The 17,478-nt window shown below is 68.9% G+C and carries 19 protein-coding genes and 2 tRNA genes; 6 read left to right on the plus strand and 15 right to left on the minus strand.

What is annotated here, in order from left to right:
- Window positions 1–3 precede the first annotated feature (3 nt).
- The 7 genes from GobsT_RS31540 to GobsT_RS31570 form a co-directional block, all read right to left on the minus strand.
- Window positions 4–75 (minus strand) — tRNA-Met (locus GobsT_RS31540).
- A 35-nt stretch (window positions 76–110) separates the two neighbouring features.
- Window positions 111–401 (minus strand): hypothetical protein, encoded by a 291-nt coding sequence (locus GobsT_RS31545; protein WP_010045362.1) that lies wholly within the window; start codon window positions 399–401, stop codon window positions 111–113.
- 35 nt (window positions 402–436) lie between these two features.
- Window positions 437–817, minus strand: a complete 381-nt coding sequence (locus GobsT_RS31550; protein ID WP_010045360.1) for a hypothetical protein — start codon at window positions 815–817, stop codon at window positions 437–439.
- Between the two features lie 213 nt (window positions 818–1,030).
- The gene (locus GobsT_RS31555; RefSeq protein WP_010045358.1) at window positions 1,031–1,276 is read right to left on the minus strand and encodes a hypothetical protein; all 246 of its coding nucleotides are present in this window, start codon (window positions 1,274–1,276) and stop codon (window positions 1,031–1,033) included.
- On the minus strand, window positions 1,273–1,500 hold the full coding sequence (locus GobsT_RS31560; RefSeq protein ID WP_010045356.1) for a hypothetical protein: 228 nt from the start codon (window positions 1,498–1,500) through the stop codon (window positions 1,273–1,275). The genes GobsT_RS31555 and GobsT_RS31560 overlap by 4 nt, the downstream gene beginning before the upstream one ends.
- Before the next feature lie 215 nt (window positions 1,501–1,715).
- Complete coding sequence (locus tag GobsT_RS31565) at window positions 1,716–2,045, minus strand: hypothetical protein (RefSeq protein ID WP_010045355.1); 330 nt, start codon at window positions 2,043–2,045, stop codon at window positions 1,716–1,718.
- 3 nt (window positions 2,046–2,048) lie between these two features.
- Window positions 2,049–2,306 carry a MerR family transcriptional regulator gene (locus GobsT_RS31570; RefSeq protein ID WP_148087941.1) on the minus strand — a complete coding sequence of 86 codons (258 nt, stop codon included), beginning with the start codon at window positions 2,304–2,306 and terminating at the stop codon, window positions 2,049–2,051.
- A gap of 131 nt (window positions 2,307–2,437) precedes the next feature.
- On the opposite strand from GobsT_RS31570, the gene GobsT_RS31575 reads away from it, so the two are divergent.
- The 3 genes from GobsT_RS31575 to GobsT_RS31585 all read left to right on the plus strand — a co-directional run bounded on the left by GobsT_RS31575 (window position 2,438) and on the right by GobsT_RS31585 (window position 5,228).
- Window positions 2,438–2,740, plus strand: a complete 303-nt coding sequence (locus tag GobsT_RS31575) for a hypothetical protein (protein ID WP_109570739.1) — start codon at window positions 2,438–2,440, stop codon at window positions 2,738–2,740.
- Between the two features lie 362 nt (window positions 2,741–3,102).
- Complete coding sequence (locus GobsT_RS31580) at window positions 3,103–3,957, plus strand: hypothetical protein (protein WP_148087942.1); 855 nt, start codon at window positions 3,103–3,105, stop codon at window positions 3,955–3,957.
- Entirely contained in the window at window positions 3,957–5,228 is a 1,272-nt protein-coding gene (locus tag GobsT_RS31585; RefSeq protein WP_010045343.1) for a tyrosine-type recombinase/integrase, read from the plus strand. Before GobsT_RS31580 ends, GobsT_RS31585 begins: the two co-directional genes overlap by 1 nt.
- 129 nt (window positions 5,229–5,357) lie before the next feature.
- Here GobsT_RS31585 and GobsT_RS31590 read toward each other — a convergent pair.
- Together GobsT_RS31590 and GobsT_RS31595 are read right to left on the minus strand one after the other, a co-directional pair.
- Window positions 5,358–5,429 (minus strand) — tRNA-Ile (locus GobsT_RS31590).
- Between the two features lie 59 nt (window positions 5,430–5,488).
- The gene (locus GobsT_RS31595; protein WP_010045341.1) at window positions 5,489–7,729 is read right to left on the minus strand and encodes a tetratricopeptide repeat protein; all 2,241 of its coding nucleotides are present in this window, start codon (window positions 7,727–7,729) and stop codon (window positions 5,489–5,491) included.
- Window positions 7,730–7,801: 72 nt separating this feature from the next.
- On the opposite strand from GobsT_RS31595, the gene GobsT_RS38390 reads away from it, so the two are divergent.
- Entirely contained in the window at window positions 7,802–7,957 is a 156-nt protein-coding gene (locus GobsT_RS38390) for a hypothetical protein (protein WP_162097387.1), read from the plus strand.
- Between the two features lie 139 nt (window positions 7,958–8,096).
- On the plus strand, window positions 8,097–11,144 hold the full coding sequence (locus GobsT_RS31600) for a PVC-type heme-binding CxxCH protein (RefSeq protein ID WP_029601128.1): 3,048 nt from the start codon (window positions 8,097–8,099) through the stop codon (window positions 11,142–11,144).
- Window positions 11,145–11,340: 196 nt separating this feature from the next.
- Here GobsT_RS31600 and GobsT_RS31605 read toward each other — a convergent pair whose 3' ends face one another.
- Together GobsT_RS31605 and GobsT_RS31610 are read right to left on the minus strand one after the other, a co-directional pair.
- Window positions 11,341–12,048 (minus strand): YggS family pyridoxal phosphate-dependent enzyme, encoded by a 708-nt coding sequence (locus tag GobsT_RS31605; protein WP_010049442.1) that lies wholly within the window; start codon window positions 12,046–12,048, stop codon window positions 11,341–11,343.
- Window positions 12,049–12,050: 2 nt separating this feature from the next.
- Entirely contained in the window at window positions 12,051–12,395 is a 345-nt protein-coding gene (locus tag GobsT_RS31610) for a histidine triad nucleotide-binding protein (protein ID WP_010049440.1), read from the minus strand.
- 206 nt (window positions 12,396–12,601) lie between these two features.
- Here GobsT_RS31610 and GobsT_RS31615 point away from each other — a divergent pair, with 206 nt between their 5' ends.
- Window positions 12,602–13,543 (plus strand): hypothetical protein, encoded by a 942-nt coding sequence (locus GobsT_RS31615; RefSeq protein WP_010049438.1) that lies wholly within the window; start codon window positions 12,602–12,604, stop codon window positions 13,541–13,543.
- Window positions 13,544–13,615: 72 nt separating this feature from the next.
- On the opposite strand, the gene GobsT_RS31620 is transcribed toward GobsT_RS31615, so the two are convergent.
- The 4 genes from GobsT_RS31620 to GobsT_RS31635 all read right to left on the minus strand — a co-directional run bounded on the left by GobsT_RS31620 (window position 13,616) and on the right by GobsT_RS31635 (window position 17,477).
- Window positions 13,616–14,533, minus strand: coding sequence for a WD40 repeat domain-containing protein (locus GobsT_RS31620; protein WP_010049437.1), 918 nt, complete (start codon window positions 14,531–14,533; stop codon window positions 13,616–13,618).
- Window positions 14,534–14,601: 68 nt separating this feature from the next.
- Window positions 14,602–15,456, minus strand: coding sequence for a WD40 repeat domain-containing protein (locus GobsT_RS31625; RefSeq protein ID WP_010049436.1), 855 nt, complete (start codon window positions 15,454–15,456; stop codon window positions 14,602–14,604).
- 168 nt (window positions 15,457–15,624) lie between these two features.
- Window positions 15,625–17,046 carry an MATE family efflux transporter gene (locus GobsT_RS31630; RefSeq protein WP_010049435.1) on the minus strand — a complete coding sequence of 474 codons (1,422 nt, stop codon included), beginning with the start codon at window positions 17,044–17,046 and terminating at the stop codon, window positions 15,625–15,627.
- Window positions 17,047–17,093: 47 nt separating this feature from the next.
- Window positions 17,094–17,477 carry an ArsR/SmtB family transcription factor gene (locus GobsT_RS31635; RefSeq protein WP_010049434.1) on the minus strand — a complete coding sequence of 128 codons (384 nt, stop codon included), beginning with the start codon at window positions 17,475–17,477 and terminating at the stop codon, window positions 17,094–17,096.
- Window position 17,478 lies beyond the last annotated feature (1 nt).

Below are 17,478 nucleotides of genomic sequence, written 5' to 3' on the forward strand. Positions count from 1 at the left end.
CAGTCGCGGGGGCAGGGATCGAACCTGCGACCTGCGGGTTATGAGCCCGCCGAGCTGCCACTGCTCCACCCCGCGGAACCGAGCGGATACGCCCCGCCCGGCCGAACCGGTCACGTCCGCGCTTCGATCTGCTTCACCTTGGCGAGCACCAGGTCGAGGCCGGTGGTGTCGCCGGTGACCGCGGCCCGGAGCGTCTCGCTCAGCAGGAACGCGCTCACCCGGGCCTGCTTCGCCAGCAGCAGGCACTGCGGGCACCGGCACGCCTCGAGCGCGGCCGTCCGGGCGTGCATCACGTTCGCGCTGGTGGCGACCAGCGCCAGGAACGCCGGCTCGGCGGTCGAGCGGTTCTGAGGGTGCGGGCTGCTCTCCGGTTGGGGTGCGTCGGCGTTCGGCATCACCATGAGGCTCTCCGTCTGGCGGTTGAAGGGGAACGGGGTCAGGCGGACGCGAGCTGCGCGTCGTCCGGGGCCGGGACGAACGGGAGGGGTTCGGTCTCGGAGACCAAGTCCCCTTCGGTCGGATCGAACACGTAGCCGCCGCCGCGCAGGAGCGGCACGTACGGGCCGTCGTACCGGGCCTCGTCGTCCGGCTCCCACACCCGCAGCCGCGACAGGCCCCGCCCCTCGCGGGCCGCCTGCAGCTCCTCGGCCCGGTACCGGCGGCGCTCGTCGGCCGGGCGGTGGGGCGGCGGGCCGGCGGGCGCGAGGATCTCCGCCCGCTGCTCCGGGGTGCACTGCGAGAGGATCGCGCGCCCCACGTCCACGAGGTCGCCCTCGGCCAGGGGGTGCGTGTCGGACGAGTCGGTGTACAGTTGCACGAGGCGTGCTCCGGTGAGCGGCCGGTCCGTGCCGCGAAGGTTGAAGAAAGCTCCCGTTCTGCGCCCCGCAACGCTCCGTGCGGGCGGGGCGCACCAACCACGAGCAGGCAGCGCCGACCCGGCGCTTCGAGGTGCCGCGAATCAGGTGGCGGCATCACCCTCCCGACGCCCGCCGTCCGTGGCGGGAGCTCCAGCGCCCGGCGGGCGCGTGTCTCAGTTCTGGTTCGTTCCCCACAGGTGCTGCTGCACCTGGGCGGCCTGGGTCTCCAGTTCCTTCAGCCGCGCGTTCTGGTCGCGGAGCTGCCGGTGCGCCCGCTCCAGGTGCGGCACCAGGTCGCTCGCCCGGCGCTCGGCGCGGTGGTCGGACCACGCGGCCCAGACCCACAGCGCGAGCCGCACGTCGATCAGCGCGCCGCCGGCGATCGCCAGCACCAGCACGGCCACCAGCAGCGTGTTCACGACCGCGCCTCCTGGACCCGCTCGGCCTCGCGCTGCGCCGTCTGCTCCGTCTCGATCCCGCGCACCGCCACCTGGAGTTCGCCCAGGAGCAGCCGGGCCTCGTCGAGCGTCAGCCACCCGATCCCCTGCCCGGTCTCCATCCGCGTCAGCCGGACGACCGCGCCCGGGGTGCGACTGGGGCGCCCAGGGGCGCCGCGGTCCGCTCTCACTCGCCCGAGTGCCATCGCCGCTCTCCTTAGTGGTTCGTGAACGAACCGGGCCGGGGCCGCCGCCTGCGGGTGGAGGGTGCGGCGACCGACGCCGTGGAGCACCCGCAGTTGGCACCTCGCTCCCAGCTCGGGGCGCGTCCGTTCGCGCACCCCGGCCCGGTGTGTCTGGCCCGCCGGGGGAGTCACGGCCGGTCGCCCAACGCGGCGGACTCGACCCCGGACGGGTGCTCTCAGGGGTTTCGTGGTTTGCGTTTCTTCCGGGCCATGTGTTCGCGGGCGACATCCTCACCCAGGGCCAGCGCCGCGATCTCGTCCGGCAGGAAGTAGATCCGCTTGTTCGGCCCCCGCTGGCCGCTCGGCCGGATCACCGAACACAGGCCCATCGCCGCGTACTTCCGGAGCGTGTTGCGGCAGACGCCCAGGGTCTCGCACGCTTGGCCCGAGGTCAGGCGTTTGGCGGTCGGCGCGGCGGTAGCGCGGGGAGCGGGCGAGAGCCGCGTGAGTGCGGCCTCGATCCGGTCCAGTCGCTCAATGACGGCATTGAAATCGGGCGAGGACATGGGTCACGCTCCCCCGCCGCTGTGTGCGATTTGCTCCGCCTCGTAGGCGGCCTTGATCGGCGCGACTGCGGGAACGCCGCCTCGCTTCCACGCTTCGAGTTCGGCAACTCGCAGGTAGATCGGGGGCCGCTTCTTGGCCGCGCCGAACTTGCCGCGGGTGAAAACCCCTTCGTGAACGAGGGCACAAAGCTGCTTGTAGTTGATGTCAAACAGCCTCGCCGCCTCGGGCGCCGGGAGCCAGGAAGCCACATTAGTTGGCATGCTTGTTACCCCTTCTCCTTTGCCACTAGTAGAAAAGTTAACTTTTCACCCCGGTAATGTCAAGCCATTCTGGGCGAAGAAAGTTGAAGTGTGGATGAGTGACCAATTAGATTTGTTAACGGGGACGTGTCGTGCCTGAACTGTTGCTCAGGGAGCCGCCTGTGGCGAAATCGCTTCAGCCACCGAAACCGGAAGACGAGAACAGCCCCTTAGCTGACGGTGGCGATGCCGAAGACCCGAAGTACACCGCGCACCTGAAGGTGCCGCTCGAGTTTATGGAGCGGCTCACCGAAATTGCTCACAAGATCAATAAGCGCCGTCGTCGGCAGGGGAGGAAGAAGCGAGCGCTCGGCTGGTTTGTGGTCACTCACCTTGAGGGCTGGATGAACCGGGCTGAGGCGGAGCTTCAGATGGAAGAGGAGGAGGGCTCTTGATCTTGATCGCCGTGCGGTAGTCGCACGACTCTTCCTCGCCCAACTCGCCGCTCCACGCCTCAAAGAGGATGAACCGGCAATCCGGTGAGACCTGCCTCGCGTACCGGGTTACGAATGCCCGGAACTGTTCTTCTGTGATGTCCCCGTTGTTGTCCGAAACAGCCACGGTCCCACTCCTTTGGCCGACTCGACACCCGTTCACACGCGAACTGAACTCTAACCAACGATTCGCGCTCTGCCAACCGCCGTATGTGTTCCAAATGCTTTCGGAACACCCCGCTCAAAGGACACGCCCGATGTTCGGACCGAACGCCAAGCCGCTTGACCTGTGCACCTGGTTCGTTCCCCACCTTGCGCGATCAATGGCTCTGTCAGGTTGCGACGAGATCGACGAGACCTACACGTGCGGCCCGTTCTCCATCACTTTCAAGGGGCGTAACGACGACATTGGGGCCGACCCGAGCTTGCCGCGAAAAGTCCGGCGAACATCGGATAAAGTGCAGGACGTGTACCGCGCGTTCGTGGCGATCTGGAACGACCCGAACCGCCGGCCGGACCCGATCATGCCGAAGCCCATTCGGACCTGGCTGCTCGCCGAGTACGCTCGCGCAGAGCCGGACAAGACGCAGCGGAAAGACGCCCCCCGGAGCAGTATTCAGCACGCGCTAAGCGATCTTCAGGAGCTTGGCATCATTCACCAGCACGGGGACGGCGGTTGGGTCATGGGTCCCCGGCCCGAGCCGAAACAGGGCACCATTACCGACGACGAGGGTGTTCCGAACGAAAACGGAACACATAGCCCACTTGAACAGGCGGCCACCATCACCCATGCTTCCCACGTCGGCGGTGCGGATGTCGTGCCGCCGCGAACGGGAGCGCAGGACATGTTCGGTAAGCTGATCTGGGTGCCGGGCGAGAAGGACGACTTCGAGACGGGCGGGCTGGTGATCACCGACGACACCGGCACGAGTCACCTGGCCGAAGGGAAGCAAGAGCGGGTGCGGTACTCGGGCCGCACCGGACGGCCCGCGGCGCCCCTCGCGGTGCGGTGCGAACTGGTCACCGTCGACGACTCGGGGCGGCACAAGGTGGCGGTCGTCAAAATCAAGGGGCCGGAGGGCACCAAACAGATCCGCGTCCGCGTGCTGGGCGACTGGCAACTCGCGGGCCGCATGAGCGACCGCGAAGAGCCGGCCACACTCGCCGCGAGCAACTGATGGGGCGCGTTCACAGGAAGCAGTACACGAAGCCCATCCCCGCCGGGGCCGAGCGGGTCACGGTCAAGGGCGTGCCGTGCGTGCGCTGGCGCGGCAAGTCGAAGCAGTGGCAGGTGGGCGTCGTGCTGCCGGGCGGCCGGTGCCGCCTCGAATCGGCCAACTGGTACGTCACCTACTTCGACCACACCAAGGGCAAAGAGGTGACCGTTCCGGGATACGCCGACAAGGCGGCTTCAGAAGCGCTCCTCGCCCAGCTCGTCCGCACCAGCGCCCGCGTCGACGCGGGCCTGTTGCCCCCGGAAGCCGTCCGGCCCCGACTCTCGCTCACCGAACTCCTGGACCGCTGGCACCGCCACGTGAAGCACGGGGGCGCGTCGGACGAGGGCGCCCGCCGGCAGCGGCGGCACGCCCAGGCCGTGTGCGACGGGGTGAGCGCGGCCAAGCCGGCCGACCTGACGCCGTCGGCGGTCCTGGAGTGGATCGAGGCGCAGCGGGAGAGCGGCGGCCGATCGGGCGACGGCATCTCGGTCGGCACCGCCGCGAACTACATCGGCGCGGCCAAGTCCTTCACGCGCTGGTGCTGCGTCGTCGAGAAGTGCGAGCCGGTGGACCACCTGTCCGGACTCGAAAAGAGCGGCCCCGGGCCGGACGACCGTGTCCACGTCCGCCGATCGCTCTTGCCCGACGACCTGGACAAGCTCCTCGCGGCCGCCCGGGCGAGCACGGCGGAGGTGTACGGGCTCACCGGACCGGAGCGGCACGCGCTCTACCTCACGGCCTGCTCGACGGGGCTCCGCGCCTCGGAGCTGGCCCGCCTCAAGCCCGAGCACTTCGATTTGGTCGGCGCCACGGTTACCGTTCATCGGCCCGCGAAGACGAAGAAGCGAGCCACCGACGTGCTGCCGCTCGGCCCGGACGTCGTCGAGGCGCTCCGCCCGATCCTGGCCGCGGTGGGAAAGGGGACCGTCTGGCCGAACCGCGGCGCGGAGTCCCAGGCGTGGTGGCTGCTCGGCGCGCGGCTCATCCGCGCCGACCTGGTGGCCGCGGGCATTCCGCCGACCGCCCCGGACGGCCGGGTGTACGACTTCCACTCGCTCCGGGGCCAGTTCGCGACGGATCTGGACCGCGCTGGCGTCAGTCTGCCCCGCGCGCAAAAGCTGATGCGGCACTCGACGCCGGACCTCACCGCGAAGCACTACCACCGCCCGGAATCGGACGAGCTGGCCGCGGACGTGGCGAAGCTGCGCCGGGGCAAGCCGGCGGGCTCGTAGCTTGCCGGCAAGCTTGCCGTCCGTTCGTGATTCCCGGTGCGTCTCAGTGAACAATCGGACATGCAAGCTGAAGGTGCGGAACTATGGTAATCCGCTTGATTTCGGTGCGAATCGCTTGGTTTTCAAGAGTGGGTCCGGTGGGAGTCGAACCCACTTCCAAGGTGTTATGAGCACCCTGCTCGACCGTTGAGCTTCAGACCCGGTCACAGCATTCTAATGACTCGCGGCCGCGCGGGAACGGCAGTTCTCACCGAACCCGCTCACTCCGGAACGCGCGCCAGTTTGCGCTTCACCTCGTCCAGTCGCCCGTCCCGCCGGCCCCGCGACGACAGCCGCAGGTCCGCCTCGTACAGCTCCCGTGCCCGGGTCCACTTCTCCCGCGCGCCCGCCTTGTCCCCAGAGCGAAACAGCACGTCGCCCAGGTGGTCCCATGCCACCGGGTCTGTCGCGCCCTCCGACAGCGCCAGTGCCCCCTCCAGCTCTGCCCGCGCCTCCGCGAGCTTCCCCCGGCGGAACAGTACCCATCCCAGGCTGTCCCGGTACGCCGCGCTCTCGGGCTCGGCGCTACCCGCCCGGCGCCGTTCGATCCGGTCCAGCATCAGCGCGCGCCGCACCAGCCGCTCCGCCTCGTCCAGGTTGCGGCCCTGGTCCGCCAGGTGATACCCCAGGTCGTTGCACGCGCTCGCGTCGTCCGCGTCGTCGTCCAGCAGCGCCCGCAGCACCGCCTCCGCCTCGCGCGGCTTCTTGGCCGCCCAATAAGCCCCGGACTGCGCGTACCGGATGCGCTGCCGGTCCGCCGGGGCGTCGAACTCGTCCAGCAGCGCCGCCCCGTACTTAATCGCCTCGTCCCACCGGCCCAGCGCGCCCAGCACCCGGTGCTTGCGGAGCCGCACCGTGAGCCGGTCCGTGTCGCCCGCTTGCAGGATGCACCGGTCCGCCACCTTGACCGCTTCCTCTTCCTTCCCCTGTTCGGCCAGCGCCAGTGCCAGGTGGAAGTTGAAGAACACTTCCAGCACCTGCGCGTCCATCGCGCCGCGGCACACGCGCTCCACCTTGTCCGGCCGGCGGCGGCGCCACAGCACGTCGATCAGCCCCGACAGCGCGTCGAGCTGGGCCTCCTTCGGGGCCTCGCGGGCGGCCTGACCGAACTGGAGCTCTGCGAGGTCGAGATGGTTGTGCCGGGCCGCCAGCGTTCCGATGAAATGGTGCGTGCCGTACGCCCGCTTGGTGCCGGCCTTGAAGTCGTCCGCCGCCGCCGTGACCAGCGCCTTCACCCCTTCCGGCTGTTCCTTCAGAGCGTCCGCCACCGCCCGCGCCTTGTCGGCGGCGAACCGCTTCTCGGCGTCGGTCGGGGCCGGCCCCTTTTCCTTCTTCCGGTCCTTGTCCTCGAGCAGCACGAACGTGCGGTCCAGGTCCGCGATGATGTCGCGCGCCCGCCCGGTGTCGAGGTGCGACTTCACCTGCACCGCGACGACCTTGGGGTCGACCTCGGGGTTGAGCCGGGCGCTGTACGTCGTGAGGGACTGGAACAGCTCGTCCCCCTCGCGCCGGGTGGGGAAGTCGGCGGCCAGTTCCGCGGCCAGCACGGCCGCCAGCGCCCGGTTCTCCTTGTCCCGCGCGAGGTGCTGGCGCAGTGCTGGTATGATGTCGTCGGGCCGGTTCGCCGCGCGGAACAACTCCGCGGCCCGCTGGTACGGTCCGGGCACCTGCGGTTTGAGCTTGAGGAACTCTTCGAGGTGCTTGAGCGCCGGCTCGGGCCGGCCGGCCTTCTGGAGCGCCCCCGACAGGTTCCAGCCGAGCCGGGCGGCGCCGAACGCGTCGCCGGCGCGGCGCGGGTCGGCGTACAGCGCGGCGGCGGACTCGAACGCGCGGGCGGCGGGGTCGAATTTCCCCGCCTTCACGCACAGGTGCCCGAGCCGCTCGAAGCACTCGGCCGCTTCGGTGTCGGCGTCCCGCGGGGTGAAGGCGCCGCCGCGGACCACCTCGGCGCGCCCGTCAGCGACGAGCGCCAGCGCCGCCCGGAGGGCGCGCTCGGCGAGGTCGAATTGCTTCGCCCGCTCCCCCAGCGCGGCCATCTCTTTGTACACGCGGACGGCCCGATCCGGGCGCTCGGGCAGGGCCGAGCTGGCCAGCGCGAGTTTCGCGGCGGCGAGCGCGTCGGCCGGCTCGCCCGCGTCGAACAGCAGTCGCGCGAGCAGCGCCGCGGTGTCGGCATCGGCCGGGTCGCTGGCGACGACCGTGCGGGCGGCCCGAATGGCGTCGGGGTCGCGCCCGAGCTGCGCGTAGAGGCGGGCCAACTCGCGGAGCGGTGCGGTCGCTCCGGGGTCCTGCTTGGCCGCCGACTCGAGCTGCCGGGCGGCGGTGAGCAGCCGCTCGCGCCGCAAGTTCCACACGGCGGCCCCGTAGCGCGCGAGGGCGTCGCGGCGGCCCTCGGCCATCGCGCCCGGCGCCGGGTCGGCCGACGGGCACAGCACCGCACCGATCAGAAGGCCCGCGACCATCACGAATTCCTGCCGGGAACGAGGGGCGGTACAATCCCCCGGATCATACCGACACCGACCGAGTGTGCCAACGTGAACCCAACTCGCCCCGTGCCCCCGAACGAGTGCGGCGTGCTGTGCGGCGGTGGCGGCGCGGGCGTAGCGGGCCGGCGCCTCCTCGCAGCTCGCGCGTTCGGACGCCAGCCAGCCGAGCAGTTCCGGGCGTCCACGCCCCCGGCGCCGAAGTGATGCGGCCACAACCGGTTTGCGCCACGTGCGGTGACCGGCGGGAGAGGTTACGGCGCTTCTGCGTTGCCCCTCGCACTTCGGCATGGTTTAATCAGCACTCGCTTTTTTGCCCGCCTTCCATCCCGCCGGAGGCCCGCGCATGCGGACCGCCCTCTCCTTAGCGCTCGTCGCACTCGGGGGACTCACCTGTCCCGCTCGCTCGGTCGCGCAGCCTAAGCCGCCGAACCTGCCGCCCCACCTGATGGCTCCGACCGACCCGCTCTCGCCGGCCGACGAGCGGAAGCAGTTCACCGTGCCGCCGGGGTTCGACGTCCAGCTCGTCGCGAGCGAGCCCGACATCCAGAAGCCCATGCAACTGGCCTTCGACGCCAAGGGCCGGATGTGGGTGACATCGTCCTACCATTACCCGTTCCCGCCCGCGAACGCGAAAGCCACCGACAAGCTGTTCATCCTGTCCGACTTCGACCCGGAAACCGGCAAGGCCCGCAAGGTGCAAACCTTCGCCAGTGACCTGAACATTCCGATCGGCATTCTGCCGCTGCCGGACTGCAACAGTTGCCTCGTGTCGAGCGTCGGCGAGATCCGCAAGTACACCGACACCGACGGCGACGGCAAAGCCGACAAGTCCGAGGTGCTGTTCAGCGGGTTCGGGTTCCGCGACACGCACGGCATGTACAACTCGTACACCCTCATGCCGGACGGCTGGGTGTACGCGTGCCACGGGTTCAACAACGACAGCAAGGTGAGGGGCAAGGACGGGCACGAGATCCAGATGCAGTCCGGAAACACGTTCCGGTTCCGCCCGGACGGCTCGCGGCTCGAAACCTGGACCCGCGGGCAGGTGAACCCGTTCGGGATGGCGGTCGACCCGTGGTTCAACCTCTACACCGCGGACTGCCACTCGAAGCCCATCACGCAACTCGTCCCCGGGGCGTACTACGAGAGCTTCGGCAAGCCGCACGACGGGCTGGGCTTCACCCCGCACGTCACCGCGCACCCGCACAAGAGCACCGGCCTGTGCGGGCTCGTGTGGTACGACGCTGACCACTTCCCGAAGGAATACAAGGACGTGATGCTGCTCGGCGACGTGGTGAGCAACTGCATCAGCGCCGACAAGATCGTGTGGAAGGGCTCGACCCCGGTGGCGCAAGAGCGGCCCGACTTCCTGACGAGCACGGACCGGTGGTTCCGCCCCGTGGACATCAAGCTCGGGCCGGACGGCGCGCTGTACGTCGCGGACTTTTACAACAAGATCATCGGGCACTACGAGGTGGACCTGAAGGACCCCCGGCGCGACAAGGACCGCGGGCGCATCTGGCGCATCGTGTGGAAAGGTACCGACGGCAAAGCGCCGGCGCCGAAGTTCGCGTACACGGACCTCACGACGGAGAAGCCCGAAGCGATCGACAAGCTGCTCGGGCACCCGAACCTCGCGGTGCGGCTGGCGGCAACGAACCAGCTCATCGCCCGCGACGTGAACGCAAAGTCCGTCGCAGACGGCTCGGACGTGTATCAGGTTCACCGGCTATGGGTGGACGCGGCGCGCGCGTGGCGGCACGGGCAGGCGGCAGAAAAGGCAGAACCCAGGCGCGACTCGTCGCTCCTGGCCTCGCACGCCCTGCGGGCGCGGCGGGCGCACGACGAGTGGGGCCGTGAGCACCCTAACGGCGAGCAATCACGGCGTCAGCAGCCCCGGTTGGAAAGGGCCGACGCGCACACACTCCGGGCCGCCGCGGAGTGGATGGGTTGGGGGGCGAAGGCCGAGCACATCAAGCCGCTGGTCGAGGTGCTCGCGAAGTGCCCCGCGGACGACACGCTCCTGCGCCAGGCGGCGCGGATCGCACTCCGGAACTGTCTGCGCGACAACCCGAAGGCGTGGCCGGACGGGTACGACGCGACCTACGCCGACGTCGCCCTCGCGATCCCTCAGTTCGAGGCCGCGAAGTACCTGACCGTGCAACTGTGTGAGAAAAAGCTCCCGGCGGAGCGGTTACCGGCCGCGGCCGAGCACATCACCCGGCACGGCGGGGAGGCGTTCGAAACGGTACTCTTCGCGGCGCTCGCAGAACAAGCGAACGCGGACGCGATACTGGCCGGGTTCCGCGGGGTGCAGGCTCGCGGCGCCAAGCTCAACGCTGCGGCCACCATCGATCTGTTCCGGAACGCACAGAAAGCACTCGCGGACACCAAGAGCGTTGCGTGGGGGCTGCGGGTGCTAAACGCACTGCCCGCCGTCGGCACCGGTACGCTCAAGCTCACGCCGGACGCCGTCGCCGCCCTCACAACCATGCTCTCCACGAAAGCGCCTGACGAGGTGCGCGTCGGAGCGGCCGAGACGCTGCTGAAATACGTTCCGGCGGACGCGGTCGAAGCGATCCGCAAACAACTGGCCGACGGCACCACGCCAGAACCGGTCCGGGTCGGGTGCCTGCTCGCGCTGGCGGCGTCGAACTCGAAGGACGCGCAGTCTGTGGCCCGTGACGCACTCAAGGACGTGCCGTACCGCGTCGCGGTGCAGATCGGCCTGAGCCTCGCCGGGACGAAGGAGGGCACGGGCGTGCTCTTCGCGACCGTCAAGGACGGCAAGGCCCCGCAGCGGCTCCTTCAGGAGAAGGCGATTCTGGAGCGGCTCAAGTCGTCGAATCTGCCCGGGTGGGACAAACAGGTCGCCGACCTCACCAAGAACATCCCGCCCGCGGACCAGCGGATCGCGGCCGTGTTGAAGGACCGTGCGACCGGATTCGCGCGATCAAAGGGGGACCCGAAGGACGGCGCGAAGCTGTTCACCAAGCACTGTGCCGCGTGCCACAAGATCGGCGACGCCGGAGGGAAGATCGCGCCGCAACTGGACGGCATCGGCGTCCGCGGGGCCGAGCGCCTGCTCGAAGACGTGCTCGACCCGAACCGCAACGTGGACCAGGCGTTCCGGGCGCGGTCAATCACCACGACCGACGACCGCACCATCACGGCCCTGGTGCTCCGCGCGGACGGCGAGGTGCTGGTCGTCGCGGACCCGGAGGGCAAGGAAAAGCGCATCCCGCTGAAAGACATCGCGGAGAACCGCGAGACGCAGCTCTCCGCGATGCCGGCCAACTTCGCCGACGTGATCCCGGAGAGCGAGTTCTATAACCTGCTCGCGTACTTGTTGGAACAGAAGGCGAAGGAGCCGCCAAAGAAGGAGAAGTAAGCAGGCAGATCGAGGGCTGGCCACAAAAAGCAGCAGAGGATTGGCCGCAAAAAAGCACAAAGGGCACAAAAGGGAACCAGAGACCAAAGCAGATGAGTGAGTTCAACACACTTCTGCTGTTTTCGTCTTCGGCTTCCTTTTGTGCCCTTTGTGCTTTTTTGCGGCCAATCCTCTGCTGTCATATTTCTTGCGGTTACTATCTATCTTCGCCCAGACCTTCGAACAGTGTGGTGCCGACGCGAACTAGTGTCGCGCCCTCCTCCACGCCGATCTCGAAATCGTTGCTCATCCCCATCGACAGCTCGTTCAGCGCCAGCCCGGTGCGGGCGCGGAGCTGGTCGCGCAGCTCCCGCAGCCGTGCGAACGTCGGCCGCGCCGATGCGGGGTCGTCCGAGTAGGCGGCCATGGTCATTAGCCCGCGCACGTCCACGCCGCCGAGGCCCGCGAGCGTGTCGCCGAGCGCGGGCACCTCGGCCGGGGAGAAGCCCCCTTTGCTCTCTTCGCCGCTGCAATTCACTTCGAGCAGCACCGCGACCGGCGCCCCGCGCTTCTGGCCGAACGCGTTCAGTGCATCCAGCACGCGCGCGCTGTCGACCGAGTGAACCAACGACACCAGCGGAACCGTGCGGTCGATCTTGTTCCGCTGCAGGTGCCCGATCAGGTGCCAGTCCGCGCCGGCGACCGCCTCCGCTTTGCGCCACAGCTCTTGCGGGCGGCTCTCGCCGAGGGCGCGTACCCCTAACGGCGGCACCAGCGCGGCCACCGCCGGTGACACCGTCTTGGTGACCGCTACAAGTGTAACGCCGTCGGGCGTGCGCCCGGCGCGCCGGCACGCCTCGGCGATGCGCCCCTTGACCGCCGCGAACCGCTCGGACAGTACCGTTTGCAGGTCGGATGTGTTCATGTTCAACCCGGGGGCCAGGTCATGTCGCGCCCGCCGAGCAGGTGCATGTGCAGGTGCGGCACCGTTTGCCCGCCGTGTTCGTCGCAGTTGATCACGAGCCGATACCCCTGCACCAGCCCGAGTTCATTCGCCAGTTTGGCCGCGACCAAATGCAGGTGCCCGATGAGGGCCTGGTCTTCGGGCGCGATGTCCGCGTGCGTGCGGATCACCTTCTTGGGGATGATCAGAACGTGAACCGGCGCCTGTGGCATGATGTCGTGAAACGCGAGGCACAAATCGTCCTCGTGGGCGATTTTCGCGGGGATGCGTTTGTCGATGATCTTGAGGAAGAGGTTGTCGGCGAGCATTCGAGGTCCCCTGCGGGTGCGGATGCGGTTACCATACGCGCGAAGAACCCCTCCCCCCAACCCCCTCTCCTAAAAAGAGGGAGGGGACCGAGCCCACAGCCCTTGATGAGGGAATCGGGACGCGAGGGCACCTCTGCCACTGGTTGCGGAACAGATCGATGGTTTTGGAGCCCCTCACCGTTCGGAGGGGTGGAAAGGTTCTTCTGATGCCCTGGGTGGTCGGAATCGATGAGGCCGGATACGGGCCGAACCTCGGTCCGCTGGTGCAGGCCGCCATCGCGCTGCGCCTGCCCGAGAGCGACCCGGCCGGCTGGGACACCCTCAAGTCGGTGGTGCGGCGGGCGCACGAAAAGCCCGACGGGCGGGTTCTGATCGACGATTCCAAGAAGGTGTACACCCGCGGCGGGCTCGAAGCGCTCGAGCGCGGTGTGTGGGCCATTTCGGGCGCCGAACCGGCCCGCGTTCACGACTACCTCTGGCACGGGGACGAATTGCCGCTCTGGGGCGAGCACCTGCGCGCGGAGTTCTGGTTCGACGGCGACGACCTCCTGCCGTTCCACATCGACGCGGAAACCGAATGGGCCGCGTCCGAACCGCTGCGCGCGGCGCTGAACGAAAGCTGGACTGGGGACTACCGCATCGTACCGACGCCCCGGTTCAATCAGATCGTGGACGGGTCCGGCTCGAAGGCCACGGTGCTGAGTTGCGGGCTGATCGACCTGATCGAGTCGGTGACGGCCGCCCTCCCGGACGACGGCGAACCGCTCCTCATCCTGTGCGACAAGCAGGGCGGGCGGAACTTCTATTCGGCCATCGTGCAGGCGTCACTCCCGACCGGATGGGTCGTCACGGAGCGCGAGGGCGCAGCGGAGAGCCGCTACCGGGTCGAGAACTTGTCACGCCCCGTAACGGTCGTCTTCCGCCCGCGTGCCGACGGCGACAGCGTGGCGGTCGCGCTCGCATCAATGCTGTGTAAGTACCTGCGGGAGATGTGTATGCGGCAGTTCAACCGCTTCTGGGCGGCGCGCGTGCCGGGCCTCGCCCCGACCGCCGGCTACCCCGTGGACGCCAAGCGGTTCTACGCCGCGATTCAGCCCACGATGGCCCGCCTCGGCCTCACCGCCGATCAGGTGTGGCGGAAGAAGTAATTCGGCACGCGGAATTGAACGCGTATGACCGCCCCATTCTGGGGCTTGCGACTTTCAATTCCGCGTTCCGCACTACTCCAGGTCCCACACCACCACGTCGCCGGTGGCAGAACCGGCCGCAGCGAGACTGCCGTCCGGGCTGACCGCGATCGCACTCAGTCGGTCGAGTTGCCAGGTGTACCGATTGGTGCGGTCAAGGGTGTCGGCATCGAACTCGTTAACCGTTTCGTCGTTGCTCGTGACGAACAGGCGCCGCCCGTTCGGGTGGTACGCGAGGGCGGTGAAGTGCTTGCGGTTGTCGTTGCGCGTCAGCCGCGGGGCACCGCCGGCGGGCAGTGACCAGGAGAGCAGCGTCATTCCGTGAATGCCGACCACCGCCGCACCGGTCGGGCGGAACCACAGCTTCCCCGCGTAGCTGTACGGGTACGTGCCGTCGCTCAGGCCCGCCGACGAGGACAGGTCGCGCACCTCCAGGCGCATCGGCTGGTCCCACCAGCGCCCCGGGGCCGCCGGACGGGTCAGCATCGCGAACCGGTCTCCCGACGGCGAGATGGTCACGCTCTCGACGGACAACTCGCGCGTGGACAGCACCCACTGGCGAACCCAGTCGCCGTCTTTGAACTGCCACCCGGCGAGAAAGTGGTCCGGCATCCCGTGGCTCGAAACGATCCGGTCGCCGGCGGGGCCGACCTTCCAGACCGTGGCCGTGGTCAGGAACGATGGGTACTCGTTGGTCGCGTCGCGCTCGTCACGGTCGTAGACTCGGTACCCGGTAGCGAGTTGCCACTCCAACCGGCGCCCGGTGGCGGAGAACCGTAGGCCCCCGGCCCGGTACTTCCCCCCCAGGTCCAGACGCACCGGGGCAATGTTGGGTGAGTCGAGGTTCCAGAGGAACACGTGCGCCCCGTCCACGGCGGCGGCGACGGCGCGACTGTCCGGGCTGAACGCCAGGTCGAGCACCTCCGCAGAAGCCGTTTTCAGGACGAGCATACCCTTCCCCCACCGGGAACCTTAACTCGCGCCGCGCCCCCGCGCCAGAGGGGCGGCGCGAATCGGGGTCAGTCGTCCACGTCCCAAACGAGCGCGCCGGCACGACCGGCCGCCGCGGCGCACTGCCCGTTCTGATCAAACGCCACAGCGTACACCGGGCCGAGGTCCCACTGAAACGTGCGCAGCGGCGGACCGGAGCCGGCCGCGTCCCACACGGCCACCGTGCCATCGATCCCGCCGGTCACCACGCGCCGGCCGTGCGGTGCGAACGCCACCGACAGCCACCCGCCGTGCGTGCGCGCGTACCGATCGACCACGGCGGCGCGAGTTGGGAGGTGCCACACCGAGAGGTTGCCGAGCGCGAGAACGGCCGCGAGGTCGCCGTCGGCCGAGCACGCGATTCGGTGCGGGCACCCAGAGACCGGAATCTGGTGCCCCGTGCCGCCCGATTCCGGTAGCACCGTAATGCCCTCCTCGCTCGCCACCAGAAGCCGCGAATCGCCCGTAAATGCTGCGTCACTCGCTGTGAAAATGTTGTGCCGCCGCCGCACGACCGGAACCGCGCCGCGCAGGCCCCAAGTGGTCACCACCGCCCCGACCGTTGCCAGACTACTGCCGTCGGGCGAACAGACCGCACGGCTCGATCGCGGGAGGTCGCCTTGGAGGGACAGGGGGGCGCCCGCGCTCGCGAACTCGAAAACGAATGCTCGTTCGGTGGTCGCCAGCACGAGCCGACCGGCCGGGGTGAACTGCACCCGGATCACCGTCGCCGAAAACGGACCGACCCGCCGCGATGGGAGCGACGGCGCGTGCAGGTCCCAGAAGTCAACCGCAGAGCCGAGGCCACCCGCCGCCAGCCAGCGACCGTCCGGCGAAAACGCGACCGTGTAGTGAGGCTGACCGGACGGCGGGAGCTGGAGCATCGCAGCACGCGGGGCGCGAAAGAGCGAGGTTGTTCAGGGTAACGGGGCCGCACGGTCGCTGGCGCGTTTTCTCCGCGCCGCGCGGGCGCCTCGGAACGCGACCGCGAACGGAAACACCACACGAAGCCGAAGCCGTGCGATCAGAACGATCGCACCACGCCGGGCCGCTCACACCTCGATCTTCTTCCACTTTCCGCTTGCGAACCGCAGTGCGAAAAAGGTCCCCCGCAGCCACAGGTCGGCGCACATCGCGACCCACGCGCCCAGCAGGCCCATGTCCGCACCTCGGACCGTCCCGAGCGGGCCGAGATCCACCTGCGGGGCGGTCATCAGGTACGCCAGCGGAATCCGCACGCCCAAGAACCCGAGCCAACTGAACAGCACCGGCACGCGCGCGTCGCCGGCCCCGCGCAGCGCGGCGGTAAAAATGATCTGACTCGCCAGAGCCGGCATCGCGCACGCGATCAGCCGCAGCGCCGGTGCGCCGGTGTCGACGATGGGTTGCAGGTCGGCGCCCGGACAGAACACCTTGAACATCGGTTCCGCCAGGAGCACGAACAGCACGCCCATGCAGCACATGAGCCCCCCGCCGATCGCGAACGCCACCCACACGCTCCGGGCGGCGCGGTCCGGGGTGCGGGCGCCCAGGTTCTGCCCCACCAGTGTCATCGCAGCGGTGCCGAACGCCGCCCCGGAGAGGAACCCGAGGGCTTCCCAGCGCAGCGCGATCCCGTGCGCGGACGCTGCGGTGTCGCCGAGCCGGTTCACGATGCTGAGGAACCACAACTGGCAGAACGCGGCCGACAGGCTGTCGATCGCGGCCGGAACGCTGACCCACAGCAAACGCCGGATCAGGCCGGTATCGGGAACCAAGTTGGCGAGGTGCAGCTTCAGCCCCGACCGGCCGCGCGAGAGAATGACGAGTAGTGTGATGCACCCGATTACGTGACTGAGCCCCGTGCCCAGTGCGATCCCGATGAACCCGAAGCCCCGGAACGGCCCGAACCCGAAGCACAGCCCCCACGCCAACGGCACGTTCAGCACGGCCACGAGCCCGAGCACCTTCAGCCCGGTGCGCGTGTCCCCGGCGCCCGCGAGGCACGCGGCGCACGCGGACTCGGTGATTTGGAACGCGAGAAGGGCCGCCAGGGGCGTCAGGAACTCGACGCACACCCGCGCCGCGTCGCCCTCGAGCTTCAGGGCGCGGATCAGGTCCGGCAGCCCCACCAGTGCCGCGACCGCGCCCACAACGCCGAACACAACGGCCAAAACGATGGACTGGCCGGCGGCCCGGTTGGCGAGTGCGAAGTCCCGCGCCCCAACGAAACGGGCCACAAGGGCGGTGCTCCCGACGCTGACCAGAACCGTGTAGCTCGACACGAACCAGTACAGGTATCCGGCCGTGTTCAACGCAGACAGGTACCCGACCCGGGCCGCCGGATCGGATACCTGAAATCGTCCCGCGAGAAACTGGTCGGAGAGCTGCACGACGAGGTGCAGGTATTGCTGTGCAAGCGCGGGCAGAGCGAGGACGAGCACCTGCCGCCCGAGCGGGCGAGATAGCGCGTCCTGCGGAGCCGATGTGTCCATGCCCACATCTTAGTGACCGCGGCGCCGACCGCCGGTCGCCCCAACCCTTACTTCTTGGCGGTCTTCCGGCGGGTCTTGGCGACGGCAGCGGTCGGCGACACCGGCGGCGCCTCGGGCTTGGCCCGAAGCACCACCCGGAAGCTCCCGAGCATCAGCACCCCGAGCACGTCGGGCGTGGTTCCCGGGGTGAAGATGTCCGGCCGCAGCCGGTAAATCACCCGGCGCCCGTCCTTCTCGTCTTCCAGCACGCCCGCCTGCCGCATCACCCCGAGATGGTGCGACATGTTGACCATCTTAATCTTCACTAGTTCTGCAAGGTTCCCGACGTGTTCGGGGCCTTTGGCCAACTGCCACAGGACACGCAGACGGGTCGGCTCGGCCACGGCGGCGAGCAGCGCGGCCACCTTGCGAGCTTCGGCAAACTCGGTCATT

Origin of the sequence: Gemmata obscuriglobus, assembly GCF_008065095.1 — a bacterium.
Lineage (GTDB): Bacteria > Planctomycetota > Planctomycetia > Gemmatales > Gemmataceae > Gemmata > Gemmata obscuriglobus.